Raw genomic sequence first — 16,818 nt, forward strand, 5'->3', positions numbered from 1 at the left:
AGGGAGGGTGAATGAATAAAGAGTCGCAACATGTCGCGGCCACCTGGTTTGTGGGAGCCAGCTTCGGAGGAACTGACGATCAGCTTCCTCGGTTCCTGTCCGAAGGCATCTGGGAAAACGGCTACGAGGACAAGCACCTCGACGTGGTCCGGTCGATGCGCCCGGGGGACCGGATTGCGGTCAAGTCGTCATACACACGTAAGCACGGCTTGCCCTTCGACAACCGTGGCCAGTCGGTGTCCGTGATGGCCATCAAGGCGACCGGGACCATCACCGAGAATTTGAACGACGGTCGCCATGTGCGTGTGGAGTGGACGAAGGTCGAACCGGCCCGGGAGTGGTACTTCTACACCCACCGGGGCACCGTGTGGCGTGTACTACCTGGCGAGTGGATGACCGATGGACTGATCGCCTTCACCTTTGAAGATAATCCCCAGGACATCGATCGGTTCCGTAACGCGCCCTACTGGAAGGAGCGGTTCGGATCAGTCGCACCCGATAAGCGCCGCTTCGGGTGGACGAAATTCTATGAAGCCGTTGCAGACAAGTTGCTCGACTTCCGTCACAACCGATCAGCGTTGGTCAAAGGAATCCAGGAGATAGCATCGCGCGTCGATGGTCTGGGGTATCTCGCCGAAGACCAGTACGCGAACGGCACGAAGGGGTTCGTGAAGGATATCTGTCCCTTCACCGCGATGGGCATCTTCAACCGGGGAATGAAGGACTCCAACCGCAAGATCGTCGCGGTCGAGCTCGCCAAATTCCTGGGCGTCGAGGAAGCGGTGCCAGAGAGCTTCGAGGGCATTCCTCTGCTCAACAACATGAAGTCTTGGTACTTCCCACGCGAAAACAATCGGGATCCGGACCATATCGACTCCTTGTGGGCCGTCTTCGCGGCGGGCATCAAGTTCGCAGATGTAGACAACGAGGATGGGAAGGATGAGTTCGCCGCCGCGTTCGATGACGCGAATGGCCGCCGAGGGGTGGGATGGAATTTGACGTTCGGGCTCTACTGGGCGAGACCATGGGCATTCCCGAGTCTTGACCACAACTCGCAGGTCTATGTCACCAAAAAGCTCAGCGTGCCGATCGGTCGTCATGGGCCCAAGCGGCGCTGCAGCGCTGCGGACTACCTCGACGTCATGGACGCCTTGGAGCCCCGCTTTCAAGAAGCGTCGTACCCCGTGCACTCCTATCCGGAACTATCGCTGGAAGCCTGGATGTACAAGGACCCCACAGCGGAGCCCGCTGAGGATGAGGGGACAGAGCCGGGAGATGACGCCGAAAGCGACGATCCGGGAGACGACCTCGGCGAAGGCGCGGCAAAGAGCGCTGTACCGATCGTCCCTTACGCGGCGGACGACGTTCTCAACGATGGCTGCTTCCTGGATCGATCCGAGATCGACCGCCTGCTGCAGCGATTACGTACGAAGAAGAACCTGATTCTTCAGGGGCCTCCGGGAACGGGCAAGACCTGGCTGGCCAAGCGGCTCGCGTTTGCCCTGATGGGGCAGCGTGACGAAAGCAAGGTGCGCGCTGTCCAGTTCCACCCCAATCTTTCCTACGAAGACTTCGTTAGAGGCTGGCGTCCCACGGGAGACGGGCGTCTATCCCTCGTAGACGGGGTCTTCATGGAAGCCATCAAGGCAGCATCGAAGGACTCAACGGCGCGATTTGTTGTAGTCATCGAGGAGATCAATCGCGGCAACCCGGCGCAGATCTTCGGTGAACTGCTGACCCTGTTGGAAGCCGGGAAACGTACGCCAAACGAGGCACTCGAGCTCTGTTACCCCGATCCGGACGGTAAACGTCGTCCGGTGCACATTCCCGAGAACCTCTACGTCATCGGCACAATGAACATCGCCGACAGGTCTCTGGCATTGGTCGACCTTGCGCTGAGGCGTCGATTCGCTTTTGTGGACCTGGAGCCCCGCCTCGGATCCACGTGGCGGGAGTTTGTCGTTGGGGAAAGAGCGGTGGATCCCGCGCTAGCCGCGGATGTCGAACGTCGGATCCGCGATCTCAACGATCTGATCACGGCTGACGCCAGGCTGGGCAAGCAGTTCCGCATCGGCCACAGCTACGTCACACCAGCGTATCCCTTGGAGGTTGGTGAAACTCGTCAGTGGTTTCAGGATGTCGTCGAGACTGAGATCGGTCCCTTGCTAGAAGAGTACTGGTTCGATGCTCCAGGTGAAGCGAAGAAGGCCTGCGAGCGCCTGATCCAGGGGTGGTGATGTCTCTCGCGGCCACGACTACGCCCGGCCAGCCATCGCCCGAAGCGGGCCATATCGGACGAATACCGGTCCGGAATCTTTGGCTGTTGATGCTCTACGCGTCGGACCTGTTTCGCGCGCGTGGTGCGGGCTTGGTCGGCCTGGAAGATAGTCCCGATGACTTACCCGATCTGGTAGCCGAGATCCTTGCCCATTCGGTGGAAAAGCGGCAACGACGGCAACTAAGCCAGGGTTATCGACGTCGTGATGCAGTGTTGAACCGCGTTCGGGGCCGGATTGACATCCTGCAAACCGAACGCCATCTACTGCTATCGCGGGGCCTTGTGGCATGCGAGTTCGATGAACTGACCATTGACACGCCTCGCAACCGATTCGTGCGTGCGGCCCTGGAATCGGTTTGCCGTATCGTCCGGCGACAGGACATCGCGCATCGCTGCCGATCGCTTGCCACTGGCATGAAGGCCATGGGCGTCTCCGGAGAAGCACCTGGCAGAGCCGAAATGAGCGTCGACCGCTTCGGCAGAGACGATGCAGATGACCGCATGATGGTTGCTGCGGCCAAACTCGCCATGGACATGGCGTTGCCGACCGAGACTGCCGGAAACCAGGTGCTCCCGTTGCCTGAGCGCGAAGTGACTTGGGTGCGACGGCTCTTCGAGAAGGCCATCGGAGGGTTCTACGACGTCGTCCTTAGCCCGCTGGGCTGGTGCGTGCAATGCGGAGGCACGTTGACGTGGCAAATCGACCGGAAGACGGACGGCATCGACAAGATCCTCCCGACGATGCGGACGGACATGGTTCTCGAACACAAGACTTCCGAACGCAGAATCGTCATTGACACCAAGTTCACATCGATTGTGACGAGTGGCTGGTATCGCGAGGAAACCCTTCGCAGCGGCTACGTCTACCAAATCTATGCCTACCTCCGATCACAAACGGGACGCGGTGACGCCCTCGCTGATTCTGCGAGCGGCCTGCTTCTGCATCCGTCGGTCGGCGAAGAAGTGGATCAAACGGCCGTGATCCAAGGGCACAGCATCCGATTTGCGACGGTCGACCTGGCGACATCGCCTTCTGACATCCGGGCACGACTGCTGAGTCTGTGCGCGCCGGTATGGAAAGCTCTTTCGTAACGGTCGACCGCGGTCATCGACCTCGCGCTGAGTCCGAAAACCCCCTCAGAAGGCCCTCATTCCTGGGAGACTCCTCAGCAGACAACACCTACTCTTCGAGCCATACGATTGCAGCAGCGATCGACAGCCATCGACCCGAGGTCAACATCATGCTCATCGCTACGCCGAAGGAATATCCGGACAGGGCAAAGTCTGAGTCACCAAGAATCGATCGGCAGGACATCGTCGAAACGCGACTGTGGCTCGAGGAACACGACTGGCTCTATGGCCTGCTGCGCAGCGACAAGAACGTGTCACCGACGTTCCGCTTCCCGGATCTCATCAGTTCCTGCGTCTCGCTTGTCTTCACGCGCCAGGATGCGTCTGCGAGCATCTTCCAATTTCTCGGGACCGAACTCATTCTTCGCTCGCCCCAGACGCCGCGCCGCCGCGAATCGATGTGGCGGCAGCAGTACCAGTTGCTGCTGGAACTGCAGCGTTCCCCCGCCAACCGACACCCCAACCCCAAGTTTCAACTCGACCAACTGACGACGGCCTGCGTCGCCCTGTCCCGGACAGCGGATCCGTCAGGTACCGCCATTCTGCAGCAGGCGCGCCGCAACATGGCCGACAGAGCCCATCACGGGTGGGATGCGCCGCCCCGTTGAGGTTTCGCTCGCCTCAACGGTTGTTCCTGATCGGCATACCTACCCGTTCCTGACCCGCTCGCTTACCTCGCCCGGCCAGACGCCGGACCGACCCGAACCCGACCCTGACCGTCTGCGCACCGCCGACGGCCCAGACCTCGCTGCCGGCTTCCCTGCGGGCTGGTCCGGTTTCGTTTGGAGAGGTGATCCATGCGTCGACTGCCGCATCTTGCTGCCCTGGCTGCCTTCGCCTTCCTGGTGCTCGTACCCACCGGGGCGCAGGCCTGCTGGGAGGAGGCTGCCCAGCGCTACGGCATCTCGGCCGACCTGCTCTATGCCATTGCCCGCGTCGAGTCGAACCTGAATCCCCGGGCGGTCAACCGCTCGCACCTCCGGCGCACCGGGTCCTACGACATCGGGCTCATGCAGATCAACAGCGGCCACCTGCGGACCCTGTCGCGCCACGGCATCCGGGAAGCCGATCTCTTCGAGCCCTGCACCAACATCCATGTCGGTGCCTGGCTGCTTGCCGACAGCTTTTCGCGGCGGGGCGCGACGTGGGATGCCGTCGGCGCCTACAACGCGGCCTGCTCGCGACTCAAGGGCAAGGACTGCGTCGAGGCCCGCGCCAGTTACGCCTGGCGGGTGTACCGCCAGCTGCCTCGGCAACGCGGCGCACGCTCGGGTTCGCAGACGGTCTCGACGGCGGCGCCCCCTGCCCTGATGTCGGTGAGGGTCTCGCCATGACGGCTCGCGTTCTGCATCGCGCCGGTTGGCTTGCGGTTGTCGGCTGCTGCACGGCCGTCGCAGCGTCGTGCAGCCTGTTCCGGACGCCGGTGCCGGCCAATTCCGCAACCGGACGGCACGCGACGGCACCCGCACGGCTGGCCCAACTCGACTTCGGCCGCGACGCCGTGTTCGCGCAGTGCGTGCCCCCGGCCTGCCCCACGCGCACGCCCAAGACCCTGGCCAGCGAAGCGCCCAGGCAGCCAATCGATCCCGCTGCCTTGCGTGCCCCGGCCGAACCCGTTGCACCCGCCCCGGTGCCGCCATCCCCGGCGACGCAGGCCGAGCTCTCCCGCACGATCACTGTGCAGTTCGCCCTGGGCAGCGCGAAGCTGAGCCCCGCCGCGCGCTCCCGATTGGACGGGAGCATGGGCGACCTGCTCCGAGCGCGCCGCATCACCATCATTGGCCGCACCGATAGCACGGGGCCGCTGGCGTTCAACCAGGAACTCGCCCTGGCACGCGCCCTCGCTGTTCGCGACCATCTTCGCAGGACGCACCCGGCGCTGGCCGCCACGCTGACCCTGCGGGCCCGTGGCGCGTGCTGCTTCATCGCACCGAACGACACCTTGGCCGGCCGTGCGCAGAACCGCCGGGTCGAGGTGGTCTTCCAGATGGACGAGACGGACCAGCCATGACGCCATGCCGCTCGTTCCCTGACCTTGAAGTCCTTCACCCGTCGAGCCCTCGCGCTCCCACCCGCCGGCGCTCCCCTACGCCCACCCGTCTCCCCTATCCCCTTTCAACACTCTATGCCTGCCCGGAGGTTTTCATGAACACTGCAGTACTCGTCGCTTCCCCCCGCGTTTCCCCGCGCAAGCCGATAACCGTCGCGATGCTGCTCGCGGCGATCGTGCTCGGCCTCGGCGCGGCCTTCCCCGGCTACGCCCTGGACCTAGTCGCCTTCACCGGCATCACCGGGCCGCTCACCTCGGCCCTGACCCAGCTCGCCGATCTGGGGCCAGGGATCAAGGCGCTAGTCGGTTTCATAGGCTTCGTCGTCGCGCTGATTTCCCTCTCCGCGCTGCGCAACTTCGGTCCCGTTCTGTTCTACGTCGGCCTCGCGATCTTCGCCGCCGTCGGCCTGGTGATCGCCGGCGCGATCATGGGCGCGGTGGTCTGACGCCGGCCTCTAGCCCCGGGAGACCGGCATGCGCACCGACACCTACATTCCCCGTCGTCTGGACGACCAGTGGAAGATCGGCTTCTGGGACGTCGATGTCGCGGCGCCGGTCGCTCTCATGTTCTTCGTCGGTTACCTGTCCGGCACGAGGATGTCCTTCGCCATCTGCCTGGCGACGGGCATCTTCCTCTCGCGCTGGATCTCGCGGCTGAAGGCAGACAAGCACCCGGCCTATGCCATCCACTGGTTGTACTGGCATCTGCCCGCGAGCCCCCTGACCGCGATGCGCGCCACACCGCCCTCGCACCTTCGCCGCATGGTCGGTTGAGCCCGGAGAGCGCCCATGGACTTCGAACGGCTCAACGGCGACATCAAGGAGATGCGGCGCCGCAATCGCGGGCTCGGCCTGGCGGTCGGCGTGCTGGCTGCCGGCCAGATTCTCGCCCTGGTGGTCATCCTCAACCTGTTGGGGACGGTACGCACGGTCGTTGTGCCGCCTGCCCTCAACCAGACCTTCTGGGTCACCCGCGACCAAGCCAGCCATGAATACCTCGAGCAGATGGGCAGCTTCATCGCCTGGCTGATCCTCGACGTGACGCCGGCGTCGATCGACTGGAAGAAGGACGTCCTCTTGGGCTACGTCGAGCCCGAGCAGTACGGCCCGCTCAAGACGCGGCAGGATGTGGAAGCCGAGCGCCTGAAGCGCATCAACGCGGCCACCGTGTTCGCGCCCCAGCAACTCGTCCCCAGCGAGGCGGCGCAGAGCGTCGTCATCCGCGGGCGCCTGCGCACCCTGGTCAACGGCTTCGAGACGGCCAACGAGCTCAAGGCATACCTGATCGAGTTCAGCTACGCCGGCGCGCGGATGCACCTGAAAGCCTTCAAGGAGGTGCCCTATGCGAGCAAATAGATCAGCAAGTAGTCCAGCCACGACACCGCTGCCGCGGCAGCGCATTGGACAGGCATTGTCGGCGATTACCATGGTCGCCGCCGTGATCCTGGCAGCGCCCGTCCATGCCCTGCAGCTCGTCGAGGCCAGCGACGGCGTTTCCGTCGAAGCCATCCTCTCGATCAAGGAGCCGACGCGCATCCGCATCGAGAACGCGCCGATCACCGACGTATTCGGCAACATTCTGTCGAGCAACTGCGGCCCGTCTCCGGCGCTGCCCACGAACCCCGGCACCACGGCGCCCGGGGCCGGCCTGCCGACGATCAATCCGGGCGGCGAGATCGTGCTGGAGTGCGACCGCGACAAGGGCGAGGTCTATATCCGCCCGGTGGGCGACTCGGCAAAGCCGGTCAACCTGTTCGTCTCGTCGGCCGACGCCACCTACACGCTGCTGTTGCGCCGTGCCGACACGCCAGCCGACACCATCGTCATCCGCGACAAGACGCCCAAGGCGTTCAGGGCGACGGGGGCGGCTCAGGCGGCGGCCGGGCCGTCGCCGAATCCCATCCGGGCGATGAAGGCCCTGCTGGTGGCGATGACCACGGACCGTGTGCCGGCGGATGTCCAGGTGGAGGAAGCCCACCGCACGATCCAGCTTTGGACGGAAGTGCGCTTCTCGTTGGTACGCCAGTACGAGGGGCGCGGTCTCATCGGGGAGAAGTTCCTGCTGCAGAACGTCGGCACCGAACCCATGGTGTTGGCGGAGCAGGAGTTCGACCGAGACGGCGGTGAGGTCGCCGGAATCGCCATCGAGCACCACAACCTGCGCCCCGGCGAGAGCACCAGCGTTTACGTGATCCGGCGCGGAGGTGGGCGATGAACGCGCCGCGCCAACCCGCCCACGCCCTGCGCGCCCTGGCGGAACGCCTGTCGCCCAAGCAGCGCCAGTACGCGATGCTGGGGACCATCGTCGCCGGCGGCGTCGGCATCCTCTGGCTGATCTTCGCCTTCACCGGCTCCAGTGCCAGGAACGGCGAGGCCCGCACTGCCGCTGGGCAACCCGGCACCGTCACCAACATAGGCGTCATGCCGCCCGGCGGCCCGGTCAACCCGGTGGACCAATGGGTCGGCACGGCAGGACGCAAGCTCGCCCAGTACGAAGCCGAGCGCGAGGAGCAAGCACGGCTCAACAAGGACCGCCAGGCCTTCGAGGCGAAGACCCTGCAGCGCTTCGCGGAGCTGGAACAGCGGCTCACCTCGGCCCAACAGGCGGCCGCCACACCGGCGCCCCCTGCACCCAAGCCGGCAGATCCGCCGACATCCCTGCCGCCGGCGCCACCGCTGCCCAAGGCATCATCGGCAGGCGTGATGCCTCTTGGCGCCCCGGGGAACGTGGATACACCCGCGATCGCGCCGGCCGTCCCCACGATCACCCGCATCTCCCTGGGCGATCGATCCCGGTCCGGCACAAGCCCCGGCGCAACATTGAACACGGGAGCGGCCTCGGCATCGGGCCCGGGTGCCCGGACCAGGCCCACCGTCTCCACCTTCCTGCCGGTGAGTTTCACGCGCGGCACCCTGTTGGGCGGGCTCGATGCGCCCACCGGCGGCCAGTCCCAGGCCAACCCCCACCCGGTGCTGATCCGCCTTTCGGACAACAGCGTGCTGCCGAACCGCTTCCGCGGCGAATACCGCGACTGCTTCGTGATCGCGGCCGGCTACGGCGACATCAGCTCCGAGCGCGCCTACCTGCGCACCGAGAACCTGTCCTGCGTGCGGCCCGACGGCGCCACCCTCGAAGTGAAGATCCAGGGCAGCGTCTATGGCGAGGACGGCAAGGTCGGCATGCGCGGGCGCCTGGTCACCAAGCAGGGCCAGATGCTCGCCAATGCGCTACTGGCCGGCGTGGTGAGCGGCATCGGCCAGGGGCTGGCGACCTCGTCGACCGAATACAGCACCTCAGCCCTCGGCACTGTCGCCAGCGCCACCGGCGCCGAAGCCTACCGTGCCGGCCTCGGCACCGGGGTCGGCAAGGCGCTGGACCGCCTGGCCCAGTACTACATCAAGCTCGCCGAGAACACCTTCCCGGTCATCGAGGTCGATGCCGGCCGCGAGATCGACGTGGTGATCACCAAGGGCGTGCGCATCGACGTGCCGATGGCCACGAATGCCGCCCCGGCATCGCGCTTCCCCGCCGCTCCCGAAACCCGCTACCTGGAGACCTCCGACGATGGCAACTACTGAAGCCGTGCGCGGCCGCTACGCGGCGATCGCGCTGGTCACCGCGTTCGCGGGCGCATTCCCGCCGGCGCACGCCGCGACGTCCGACGAATCCCGCCTCCTGGCCGCCTTGCAGAAGGCCCATCCCGGCACGCGCTTCACCGAGGTCACGCGCTCCCCGGTGGCCGGCCTTTTTGAGGTCTGGATGGACGGCAACGTCGCCTACGTCTCGGCCAACACCCCGCGCTATTTCCTGTTCGGCCGGCTGTTCGACACCGATACCCTGCGGGACCTCACCGGCCCGAAGCTGGCGCAGGCCGCGCGCACCGGCAGCTCGGGCGAATCGGCCGGCGTGCAAGCACCAATCCCTCCGGTTGCCTTCGACCAGTTGCCGCTCGCCGATGCGATCAAGACGGTGCACGGCAAGGGCGAGCGCCGGCTCGCCGTCTTCAGCGATCCCAACTGCCCCTACTGCAGGCAGTTGGAGCCGGAGCTCGCGAGCCTCGACAACGTCACCGTCTACACCTTCCTCGTGCCCTTTCAGGGCGAGACCAAACCGATCGCGGTGTGGTGCGCGGCCGATCGTGAGCAGGCCTGGGAGCGCCTGATGCTCCAGGGCGACGAGACGCTCCTCAGCCCCGGCGCAACCTGCGAGCACCCCATCGCCCGCAACTTGGAGTTGGCCCGCCGCCTCGGCGTGCAAGGCACGCCCACCCTGGTCTGGGCAGATGGCACGCGTACCGAAGGCTTGGTGGGGCGCACGGTACTGAAGGCACGACTCGCCCAGGCCGGCATCCCGGAGCGGCAACCATGAAGGCCCTTGTCCTGCGCATCGCCACGGCCTGCCTGCTCCTCCCCCTGAGCGCCTGCATGAACATGTCGGGACTGGGCGGCGACTCGAAGTACGCCTGCAAGGCTCCCGAAGGGGTCGCCTGCGAATCGGTGTCGGGCACCTATGCCAACGCCCTTCAGCACAACCTGCCCAGCCAGCGGGCGCGGCGCTCCCCCGCCGTGCAGAAAGAGGAATCCGGCGAGCGGGCGCCTCTAGCGACGATGCGCGCCGCATCGTCCGCAGCCGCCGACGATGCCGTTCCCGGCGTGACGCCCGCCCCCCTGCGCTCCCAGGCCCGCGTGCTGCGCCTGTGGATCAAGCCCTGGGAAGACGCGGACGGTGACCTGTACGACCAGGGCTACGTGTATGTGCAAGTCGACAATGGCCAATGGCTGATCGACCACCTGCAGCGCCAGATCCTCGACGCCTATGCGCCATTGAAGCCGCCGCCCCAGTCCGCGCCTGATGGCGCCACCGACGCGAACCCCGGGGGCAACTCGCCGGCCGCACCGGGCTTGCTGCAGCGGCCGCCCATCACCGGACCCGGCGCCAGCCGCGCACAGTGAGGACGTCATGAGCACCCCGCATCTCGACACCCCTACACCCCGCAGCCGCCGCGAGGCGCCGCGCTTCCCCTTCGGCCAGCCGGTGGAGACGCCGGCCGAGCAGTTCGCCAACTGGCTCCCCTACTCCGCCTACCTCGCCACTGAGAAGATTTTCGTGAACCGCGACAGCATGGGCTTCCTACTGGAAGTCATGCCCCAGTCCGGCGCCGACGAGCGCATGGCGGAAGTCTTGGTCTCCCTCTACGCCAACTGCCCGACCGGCACTGGCATCCAGTTCCACCTCTTCGCCTCGCCCCAGGTGCACGAGCCCTTGCGCCGCTACGCCAACCTGCGGGTCGAGGACGCGACCCAGGCCGAACAGGCCAAAGCTTGGGGCCGCCCGGCCCGTAACGGCAACCTGTTTCGGAAGCTCGCCCGCCAGCGCGTCGGCCACCTGCTGCAAGGCGCGCAGAAGTCGCTCACGGCGGGCTTCCACTACACGATCCGGGACTTTCGCCTGATGCTCTCCGTCGCCTTCCCGGGCGACGCAGAAGACCTCAACCGGCGCGACGAATTGATGGCGCTGCGCGACTCGATGTCCTCGACGCTGCGCTCGGCCTCCCTCCCGAACCGTGTCTGCGACGCAGCGGACCTGATCAACTGGTGCGCCCTCTTCACCAACCCCGATCGCATTTCGCAGACCGACGCCCCGGACCTGCACTACGACGACGGGCGCGAGCTGCGCGACCAGATCGTCGACTTCGACACCATCCAGGACCCGCACCCGGGCGGCCTCACCTTGTGGAAGGAAGCGAGCCCCGATGTGCTGGAAGCGCGCTTCTACTCGATCAAGAGCTTCCCGGAACGCTTCGCGCTGTGGCAGATGGGTTCCCTCATCGGCGACCTGATGCAGCCGGCGCTGCAGTACAGCGCGCCCTTCCTGCTGACCCTGGGCGTGCATGTGCTCGACCCCAACGTCACCAAGTCGGTGGTGACCGCCAACCACGTGCGGGCGACGCAGAACGCCAAGTCCAAGATGGCCGACGTCATGCCCGACGTGAAGAAGAAACTGGACGACTGGACCGCCGCAGCGGACGCCGTCGACACCGGCGGCAGCCTGGTGAGCCTCTACCACCAGTTGGCGCTCTTCACCGCCCCCGGGAAAGCGGTCGCCGCCCACGAAGCCGCCAACGCGATCTGGCGCGGCCGCGGCTTTCAGTTGAACGCCGACGCCTACATGCACCGCCAGGCGCTGCTGGCGAGCCTCCCCATGACGCTGACCGAGAAGTTCCACAAGGACCTGGTGAAGATGCGCCGGGTCACGCGCAAGACCATGGCCAACGCCATCCACATGGCGCCGCTGATCGCGGAGTGGCGCGGCACGCGCACCCCGGCCCTGGTCTTCGGCGGCCGGCGTGGCCAGTTGATGACGCTGGACATCTTCGACAACGACCTGGGCAACTACAACTTCGCCATCATCGGCGCGCCCGGCTCCGGCAAGTCGGTGCTGATGAACGAGATGGCGTGGTCCTACCGTGCCATCGGCGCCAAGGTCTGGATGCTCGACCTCGGGCGCTCCTTCGAGAAGCTGTGCCGCAAGGCCCAGGGCACCTACATCGAGTTCCGCCCGGACGTCGGCATCTGCCTCGACCCGTTCACCCACATCGTCGACATCAATGAAGACATCGACATGCTGGTGCCCGGCATCGCGAAGATGTGCTCGATGCAGCACGCGCTCGAAGAGGTCCAGTACAAGGCGATCTCGGCGATGGTCTTGAAGCTCTGGCGCGAATACGGGAACGGGCTGCGCATCACGGGACTGCGCGATGCCTTCAAGGGCGGGACCATCGAGGAACTCGGCGTGGTCAATGATCAGCGCATCAAGGACCTCGCCATCATGCTCAACCCCTATGCGCGCGGCGGGCAGTACGAGCGCTTCTTCGAGGGCCGAAACAACGTCGATTTCTCCAACGACTTCATCGTCATTGAGAACGAGGAGCTGAAGCGCCGGCCCGACCTCCATGCGGTGGTCAATATCCTGCTGCTGCACCGGATCACCGGCGAGATGTACCTCACCCGCAACCGGCGCAAGGTGCTGTTCGTCGACGAGCTGAAGCAACAGCTGGGGGACATCGGCGCCGACGATCCCGTCAAGGCAGCCGTGATCGAGGAGGCGGCCCGACGCGCCCGCAAGTACGGCGGCGCCTTGGGCACGGCGACACAAAGTGCCGACGACTTTTACGGCTCGGCGCAGATGGAAGCTGCTTTCAACTGTTCCGACTGGGTCTTCCTGCTGCGCCAGAAGCCCGAGTCCATCGAGATGCTCGACCGCAAGGGCCGGCTCACCATGGACGAGCCGAAAAAGCGCCTCTTGAACTCGCTGCGCACCGAGGCCGGCGTGTTCTCCGAGCTCTACATCTCCTCGCCGGTGGGCGAAGGCGTGGCCCGCGCCATCCTCGATCCGGCCACCCACCTGCTGTTCTCCAACAAGCTCGAGGACAACGCGCCCATCGACGAATTGCGCGCCCAGGGCCTGTCGATCGATGAGGCGATCAGCGAACTGTTGCGGCGCCGGGGGCACGCGGTATGAAAGCGAGCGTTCTCCACTGGCTCGCCCATGGCTTGGTGACGCTGTTCGTGGTGGCCGCATCGCTCGCAGCCTACGACCGCTGGGTGCTGCGGCCGGCCCTGGTCATCGGCGTGGTCGATGTCGCTGAGGTGTACCGCGCCAAGGAAGCCGAGTTCACCCAGATCCTCACCCAGACGCTCAGTCAGCCCTCCTCGGAGGAAGACCGGCAGAAGGCGCTCTCCATGGCGCGTGCCTTCGCCCAGCGCCTGCCGGCCGCCCTTGATGAGCTGCCGCGGGAATGCGGCTGCCTGGTACTCCTCAAGACCGCCGTCGCCGGACCGACGCCGAACACCGTCGACCTGACAGCCCGACTGCGCAGAATGGTGGAAGCCCCATGAAAGAACCGACCCTGCCGTTGGCACCTCGCGTCCCGGCCCGCTCCCTCGGGTGGCGCGCCGTCGACCACTTCGCCGACTTCCTGCGCCACGTGCGCCGGCGCTGGTACCTCTATCTGCCGGTCTTCGCGATCTGGGGCCTCGCCTATGTGCGGCTCTTCATCGATGCGACGCCGCGCCTGCCCGTACTGTTCAACTGGACGCCCAGCCTGCCCTACCGGGTCGCGCTGCTGGTCGAGGATGCCGGTGAGCTACATCGCGGCGACTACGTGGTGTTCGCCTTCGCGGGCGCAGCGCAGGCCGACTACCCCGGCTTGCGCGGCCAGCCTTTCTTCAAGATCGTCCGTGGGCTGCCTGGGGATACGGTCACGGTGCGCGGCCGGATCGTCGCCATCAACGGGATGCCAGTCGGGGTCGCCAAGACCCACGCCCACGACCGGCGCCCTCTGGCACCGATCGCGCCCACGGTCATTCCGCCCGGCTACTTCTACGTGCAAGGCACCAGCCCCGACTCCTTCGATTCGCGCTACGCAGCGAGCGGGCTGGTTCGCGCCGATCAAATGATCGGCCGCGCGGTGCCGCTGTTCTAACGGAGGCGGGCATGAAGCATCGCACCGCACTGATGTCGCGGCTCGCCCCCCGGCTCACCGCCGTCGTCCTGGTCGCCACCTCCGCCGCTCTGCCGGTGTGGGGACAAACCAGTCCGGCGCACGGCGCGCTGCCGAAATCGGATGCCTACGCCGACGAGATGCCGCTCGACGACTACCTGGGCCTCCTGCAGCGGATCGCCCCCGCCGCCGAAGCCGGTGCCCGGGCTTACCTCGCGGCATTCCAGCGGCGCTGCGGCCGCCCCATGCATACCAGCGAGTTGCGCCGCGCCTTTTCCCAGGGCGACGGCGATCCGGTCCTGCTGGGGCTGATCCGCGCCAGCCACCTGCGGGATGCGGCGGGAGAAGCCGAATGGGCGCGGCAGGTGCGCTGCCCGGGCGGGAGCACGCCATGACCGCACTCAAGATGCTCGTCGTCGCGGCAGGTCTGAGCCTCCTTGCGCCCACCGCGTTCGCCATGGAGTTGGGCGTCATCGGCCCGACCTACGAGATCAGCGAACCCCACCTGCTGCAGATGATCGAGCGGCGCTTGCGGGACATGGAACGCAGCGGCGATCTCAAGCGCCTGGAAGAGCAAGCCCGGGTCCGCGGCATCGAGTCCGTAAAACACCCTCCGCCAGTGGCAGGCCTGCACCCCACCGAGACCGCGCGGACCTACTACGTCGATCCGAGCTTCACCCTCGATCGCAACATCCTCGGCCCCCAGGGCGAACTGCTGTTTGCCGCCGGGACGCGCAAGAACCCGCTGGAGGTGGTGTCGCTGTCCCGGCACCTGCTGTTCTTCGACGCCCGCGACCCGCGTCAAGTCGGCCGGGCGCGGCAGCTGATGGCGTCGTACCGGGGACGCGTCAAGCCGATCCTGGTGGGCGGTTCCTATCTGGAGCTGATGAAGTCCTGGCGCATCCCCCTCTACTACGACCAGCACGGCCTGCTCACGCGTCGCCTGGGCATCGCCCAGGTGCCGGCCCTGGTCTCCCAGGAGGGGCTGCGGCTACGGGTCGATGAACTGGAGCTTGCGCGATGACCCGGCAACGTTTGCTCCTACTACCCTTCGTGCTGGCGCTGCTCCTCGGCCTCGCCACCCTGCCGGCCCGGGCCGCCGGCGCGGCCACCTGCGTCGGCAAGTTCCCCAATCCCATCACCGACATCTGCTGGTCTTGCATCCTGCCCATCAGCATCGGCAGCGCCCGCGTCGCCAATTTCGGCGACCAGGAAGACACGGACAACCCGGCCAGCCCGGTCTGCAGTTGCGGCGTCAATCCGGCCATCGGGCTCTCAATCGGCTTCTGGGAGCCCGCACGGCACGTCGAAGCGGTGCGGAAGCCCTTCTGCCTCGTCTCCCTGGGCGGCGTCGATCTCGACCCGGGCATCCCGGCACCGGAGGCCGCGCGCTTCACCCGCCCGGAAGGCGACGGCGACGGCGGCAGCTTCTACCAGGCGCACTTCTACGTGAACCCGGTGATGTACTGGCTGGAGGTGGTGACCGACTTCCCCTGCCTGGAAAGGGGCTCGTTCGACCTCGCCTACCTCACCGAGGTCGATCCGCTGTGGAACGACGACGAGCTCACCCTGATCCTCAACCCGGACGCCGTGCTCTTCGCCAATCCGGTCGCCATCGCCGCTTGCGCGGCCGACTGCGTCGCGGCCTCGGTGGGCTTCGGCCTCAGGGAGCTCTTCTGGTGCGCCGGCTGCCAGGGGGGCATCTACCCGCTCGACGGCCACGTGCCCTACCACCTGGGGGGCGTGCGCACGGCCGCGCTGATGGCCCAGCGCCTGACCGCGAAGATGCACCGCGAACTGATCGCCTGGGGCTGGCACGGGACGCCCGGCCTGTGCGGACCGTACTTCGAGCCAGTCATGGACAAGACCGCCTACAAGACCCAGCTCACCTACCCGATCCCCAACACCGCGAAGGACGCCGGCCGCTGCTGCCAGCCCTTCGGCCGTACCACCGTGCTCTGGGGTGCCGGCAAGGAATACCCCGTGCGCGGCGAGGACTTCGCCTTCATGTTGTTTCGCAAAAGGAACTGCTGTGTCGGCTTCTAATCTCGCCCTTCCCGCCCTCGCCTTCGCTGCGGCGCTTGTAGCGAGCGCCCAGGCCCTGGCAGAGGACCCGCCGCTGATCACCGATGCGGACATCGAACGAGCCCGCCGCGAACAGCCCGCGATCTCCGATCAAGACATCGAGCGGGCGCGGCAGCGACACCGCATGCCGAGCGACGCCGAACTGGAAGCCGCGCCGGTGCCGGCCCGGCCCAACCTCGACGCCCTGCCGACACCGGCGGCCCCTGCCGCGATCGACCTCGATGCGCTGGCGCGGGGCTATGCATCGCAAGCGCAGGAGATGAGCCGAGCAGAGGGACTGGCGTCCGGGCCGGGACTCCTGGTGTTCGTCAGCCTCTCCATACCGCAGCCCACGCTGCAGCGCCTCATCGACCAGGCCGCACGCGCCCAGGCTTCGATCGTCCTCCGGGGCTTCGCCGACGGGTCGCTGCGCACCACCGTCGCCTGGGTGCAGCGCCTCATCGGCGACCGGCAAGTGGCGGTGCAAATCGATCCGCAGGCCTTCGACCGCTATGCCGTCACCCGGGTCCCGACCTTCGTGCTGGTGCGCGATGGCGCCCGACCGGTCCCCTGCGCCGGTGGCAGCTGCGCGCCGTCCGAGATCTTCCTGCGGACCTCCGGCGACGTGAGCTTGGACTACGCGCTGGAATACATGCAGCGGTCGGCACCCGGGTTCGCCCCGGCAGCCGACATCTTCCTGAAGCGGATTCGGGGATAGGAGGCAGAGATGAACGGCCCCTACTCCCACGTTCGTTCGCTGCCCCCCGAGGGGGCACCAGCCTCCTTGAGGC

General features: G+C 66.5%; 19 protein-coding genes. All 19 read left to right on the top strand.

Going from position 1 to position 16,818, the window contains the following annotated elements; genetic code table 11:
- Positions 1-11 precede the first annotated feature (11 nt).
- The 19 genes from TBU01S_RS04490 to trbC all read left to right on the top strand — a co-directional run bounded on the left by TBU01S_RS04490 (position 12) and on the right by trbC (position 16,745).
- Positions 12-2,237: an McrB family protein gene (locus TBU01S_RS04490; RefSeq protein WP_068635440.1), complete on the top strand. Its 2,226-nt coding sequence runs from the start codon at positions 12-14 to the stop codon at positions 2,235-2,237.
- Positions 2,237-3,370, top strand: a complete 1,134-nt coding sequence (gene mcrC, locus TBU01S_RS04495; protein WP_068635489.1) for a 5-methylcytosine-specific restriction endonuclease system specificity protein McrC — start codon at positions 2,237-2,239, stop codon at positions 3,368-3,370. Before TBU01S_RS04490 ends, mcrC begins: the two co-directional genes overlap by 1 nt.
- Before the next feature lie 149 nt (positions 3,371-3,519).
- Positions 3,520-4,017 carry a hypothetical protein gene (locus TBU01S_RS04500; protein ID WP_068635441.1) on the top strand — a complete coding sequence of 166 codons (498 nt, stop codon included), beginning with the start codon at positions 3,520-3,522 and terminating at the stop codon, positions 4,015-4,017.
- Between the two features lie 189 nt (positions 4,018-4,206).
- Positions 4,207-4,743 (top strand): lytic transglycosylase domain-containing protein, encoded by a 537-nt coding sequence (locus tag TBU01S_RS04505; protein WP_083953463.1) that lies wholly within the window; start codon positions 4,207-4,209, stop codon positions 4,741-4,743.
- A complete protein-coding gene (locus tag TBU01S_RS04510; protein WP_068635442.1) occupies positions 4,740-5,420 on the top strand; it encodes an OmpA family protein in 681 nt (226 codons plus the stop codon). Before TBU01S_RS04505 ends, TBU01S_RS04510 begins: the two co-directional genes overlap by 4 nt.
- Before the next feature lie 134 nt (positions 5,421-5,554).
- Positions 5,555-5,905: a hypothetical protein gene (locus tag TBU01S_RS04515; RefSeq protein WP_068635443.1), complete on the top strand. Its 351-nt coding sequence runs from the start codon at positions 5,555-5,557 to the stop codon at positions 5,903-5,905.
- Between the two features lie 28 nt (positions 5,906-5,933).
- Positions 5,934-6,233, top strand: coding sequence for a type IV conjugative transfer system protein TraL (gene traL / locus TBU01S_RS04520; RefSeq protein ID WP_068635444.1), 300 nt, complete (start codon positions 5,934-5,936; stop codon positions 6,231-6,233).
- 15 nt (positions 6,234-6,248) lie between these two features.
- The gene (gene traE / locus TBU01S_RS04525; RefSeq protein WP_068635445.1) at positions 6,249-6,815 is read left to right on the top strand and encodes a type IV conjugative transfer system protein TraE; all 567 of its coding nucleotides are present in this window, start codon (positions 6,249-6,251) and stop codon (positions 6,813-6,815) included.
- A gap of 70 nt (positions 6,816-6,885) precedes the next feature.
- Complete coding sequence (locus TBU01S_RS04530) at positions 6,886-7,674, top strand: type-F conjugative transfer system secretin TraK (RefSeq protein WP_245650849.1); 789 nt, start codon at positions 6,886-6,888, stop codon at positions 7,672-7,674.
- The gene (locus tag TBU01S_RS04535; protein ID WP_068635447.1) at positions 7,671-9,038 is read left to right on the top strand and encodes a TraB/TrbI/VirB10 family type IV secretion system protein; all 1,368 of its coding nucleotides are present in this window, start codon (positions 7,671-7,673) and stop codon (positions 9,036-9,038) included. Before TBU01S_RS04530 ends, TBU01S_RS04535 begins: the two co-directional genes overlap by 4 nt.
- Positions 9,025-9,828, top strand: coding sequence for a DsbC family protein (locus TBU01S_RS04540; protein WP_068635448.1), 804 nt, complete (start codon positions 9,025-9,027; stop codon positions 9,826-9,828). Before TBU01S_RS04535 ends, TBU01S_RS04540 begins: the two co-directional genes overlap by 14 nt.
- Positions 9,825-10,412, top strand: coding sequence for a type IV conjugative transfer system lipoprotein TraV (gene traV, locus TBU01S_RS04545; protein WP_068635449.1), 588 nt, complete (start codon positions 9,825-9,827; stop codon positions 10,410-10,412). Before TBU01S_RS04540 ends, traV begins: the two co-directional genes overlap by 4 nt.
- A 7-nt stretch (positions 10,413-10,419) precedes the next feature.
- Complete coding sequence (gene traC / locus TBU01S_RS04550; protein WP_068635450.1) at positions 10,420-12,981, top strand: type IV secretion system protein TraC; 2,562 nt, start codon at positions 10,420-10,422, stop codon at positions 12,979-12,981.
- A complete protein-coding gene (locus tag TBU01S_RS04555; RefSeq protein WP_068635451.1) occupies positions 12,978-13,358 on the top strand; it encodes a hypothetical protein in 381 nt (126 codons plus the stop codon). The genes traC and TBU01S_RS04555 overlap by 4 nt, the downstream gene beginning before the upstream one ends.
- On the top strand, positions 13,355-13,945 hold the full coding sequence (gene traF, locus TBU01S_RS04560) for a conjugative transfer signal peptidase TraF (protein WP_068635452.1): 591 nt from the start codon (positions 13,355-13,357) through the stop codon (positions 13,943-13,945). The genes TBU01S_RS04555 and traF overlap by 4 nt, the downstream gene beginning before the upstream one ends.
- An 11-nt stretch (positions 13,946-13,956) precedes the next feature.
- Complete coding sequence (locus TBU01S_RS04565; protein WP_083953464.1) at positions 13,957-14,358, top strand: hypothetical protein; 402 nt, start codon at positions 13,957-13,959, stop codon at positions 14,356-14,358.
- A complete protein-coding gene (gene traW, locus TBU01S_RS04570) occupies positions 14,355-14,987 on the top strand; it encodes a type-F conjugative transfer system protein TraW (RefSeq protein ID WP_068635491.1) in 633 nt (210 codons plus the stop codon). Before TBU01S_RS04565 ends, traW begins: the two co-directional genes overlap by 4 nt.
- Positions 14,984-16,009: a conjugal transfer pilus assembly protein TraU gene (gene traU, locus TBU01S_RS04575; protein ID WP_068635453.1), complete on the top strand. Its 1,026-nt coding sequence runs from the start codon at positions 14,984-14,986 to the stop codon at positions 16,007-16,009. Before traW ends, traU begins: the two co-directional genes overlap by 4 nt.
- A complete protein-coding gene (trbC, locus tag TBU01S_RS04580) occupies positions 15,996-16,745 on the top strand; it encodes a type-F conjugative transfer system pilin assembly protein TrbC (protein WP_068635454.1) in 750 nt (249 codons plus the stop codon). Before traU ends, trbC begins: the two co-directional genes overlap by 14 nt.
- Positions 16,746-16,818 lie beyond the last annotated feature (73 nt).

This window comes from Thauera butanivorans NBRC 103042 (assembly GCF_001591165.1).
GTDB classification, from domain to species: domain Bacteria; phylum Pseudomonadota; class Gammaproteobacteria; order Burkholderiales; family Rhodocyclaceae; genus Thauera; species Thauera butanivorans.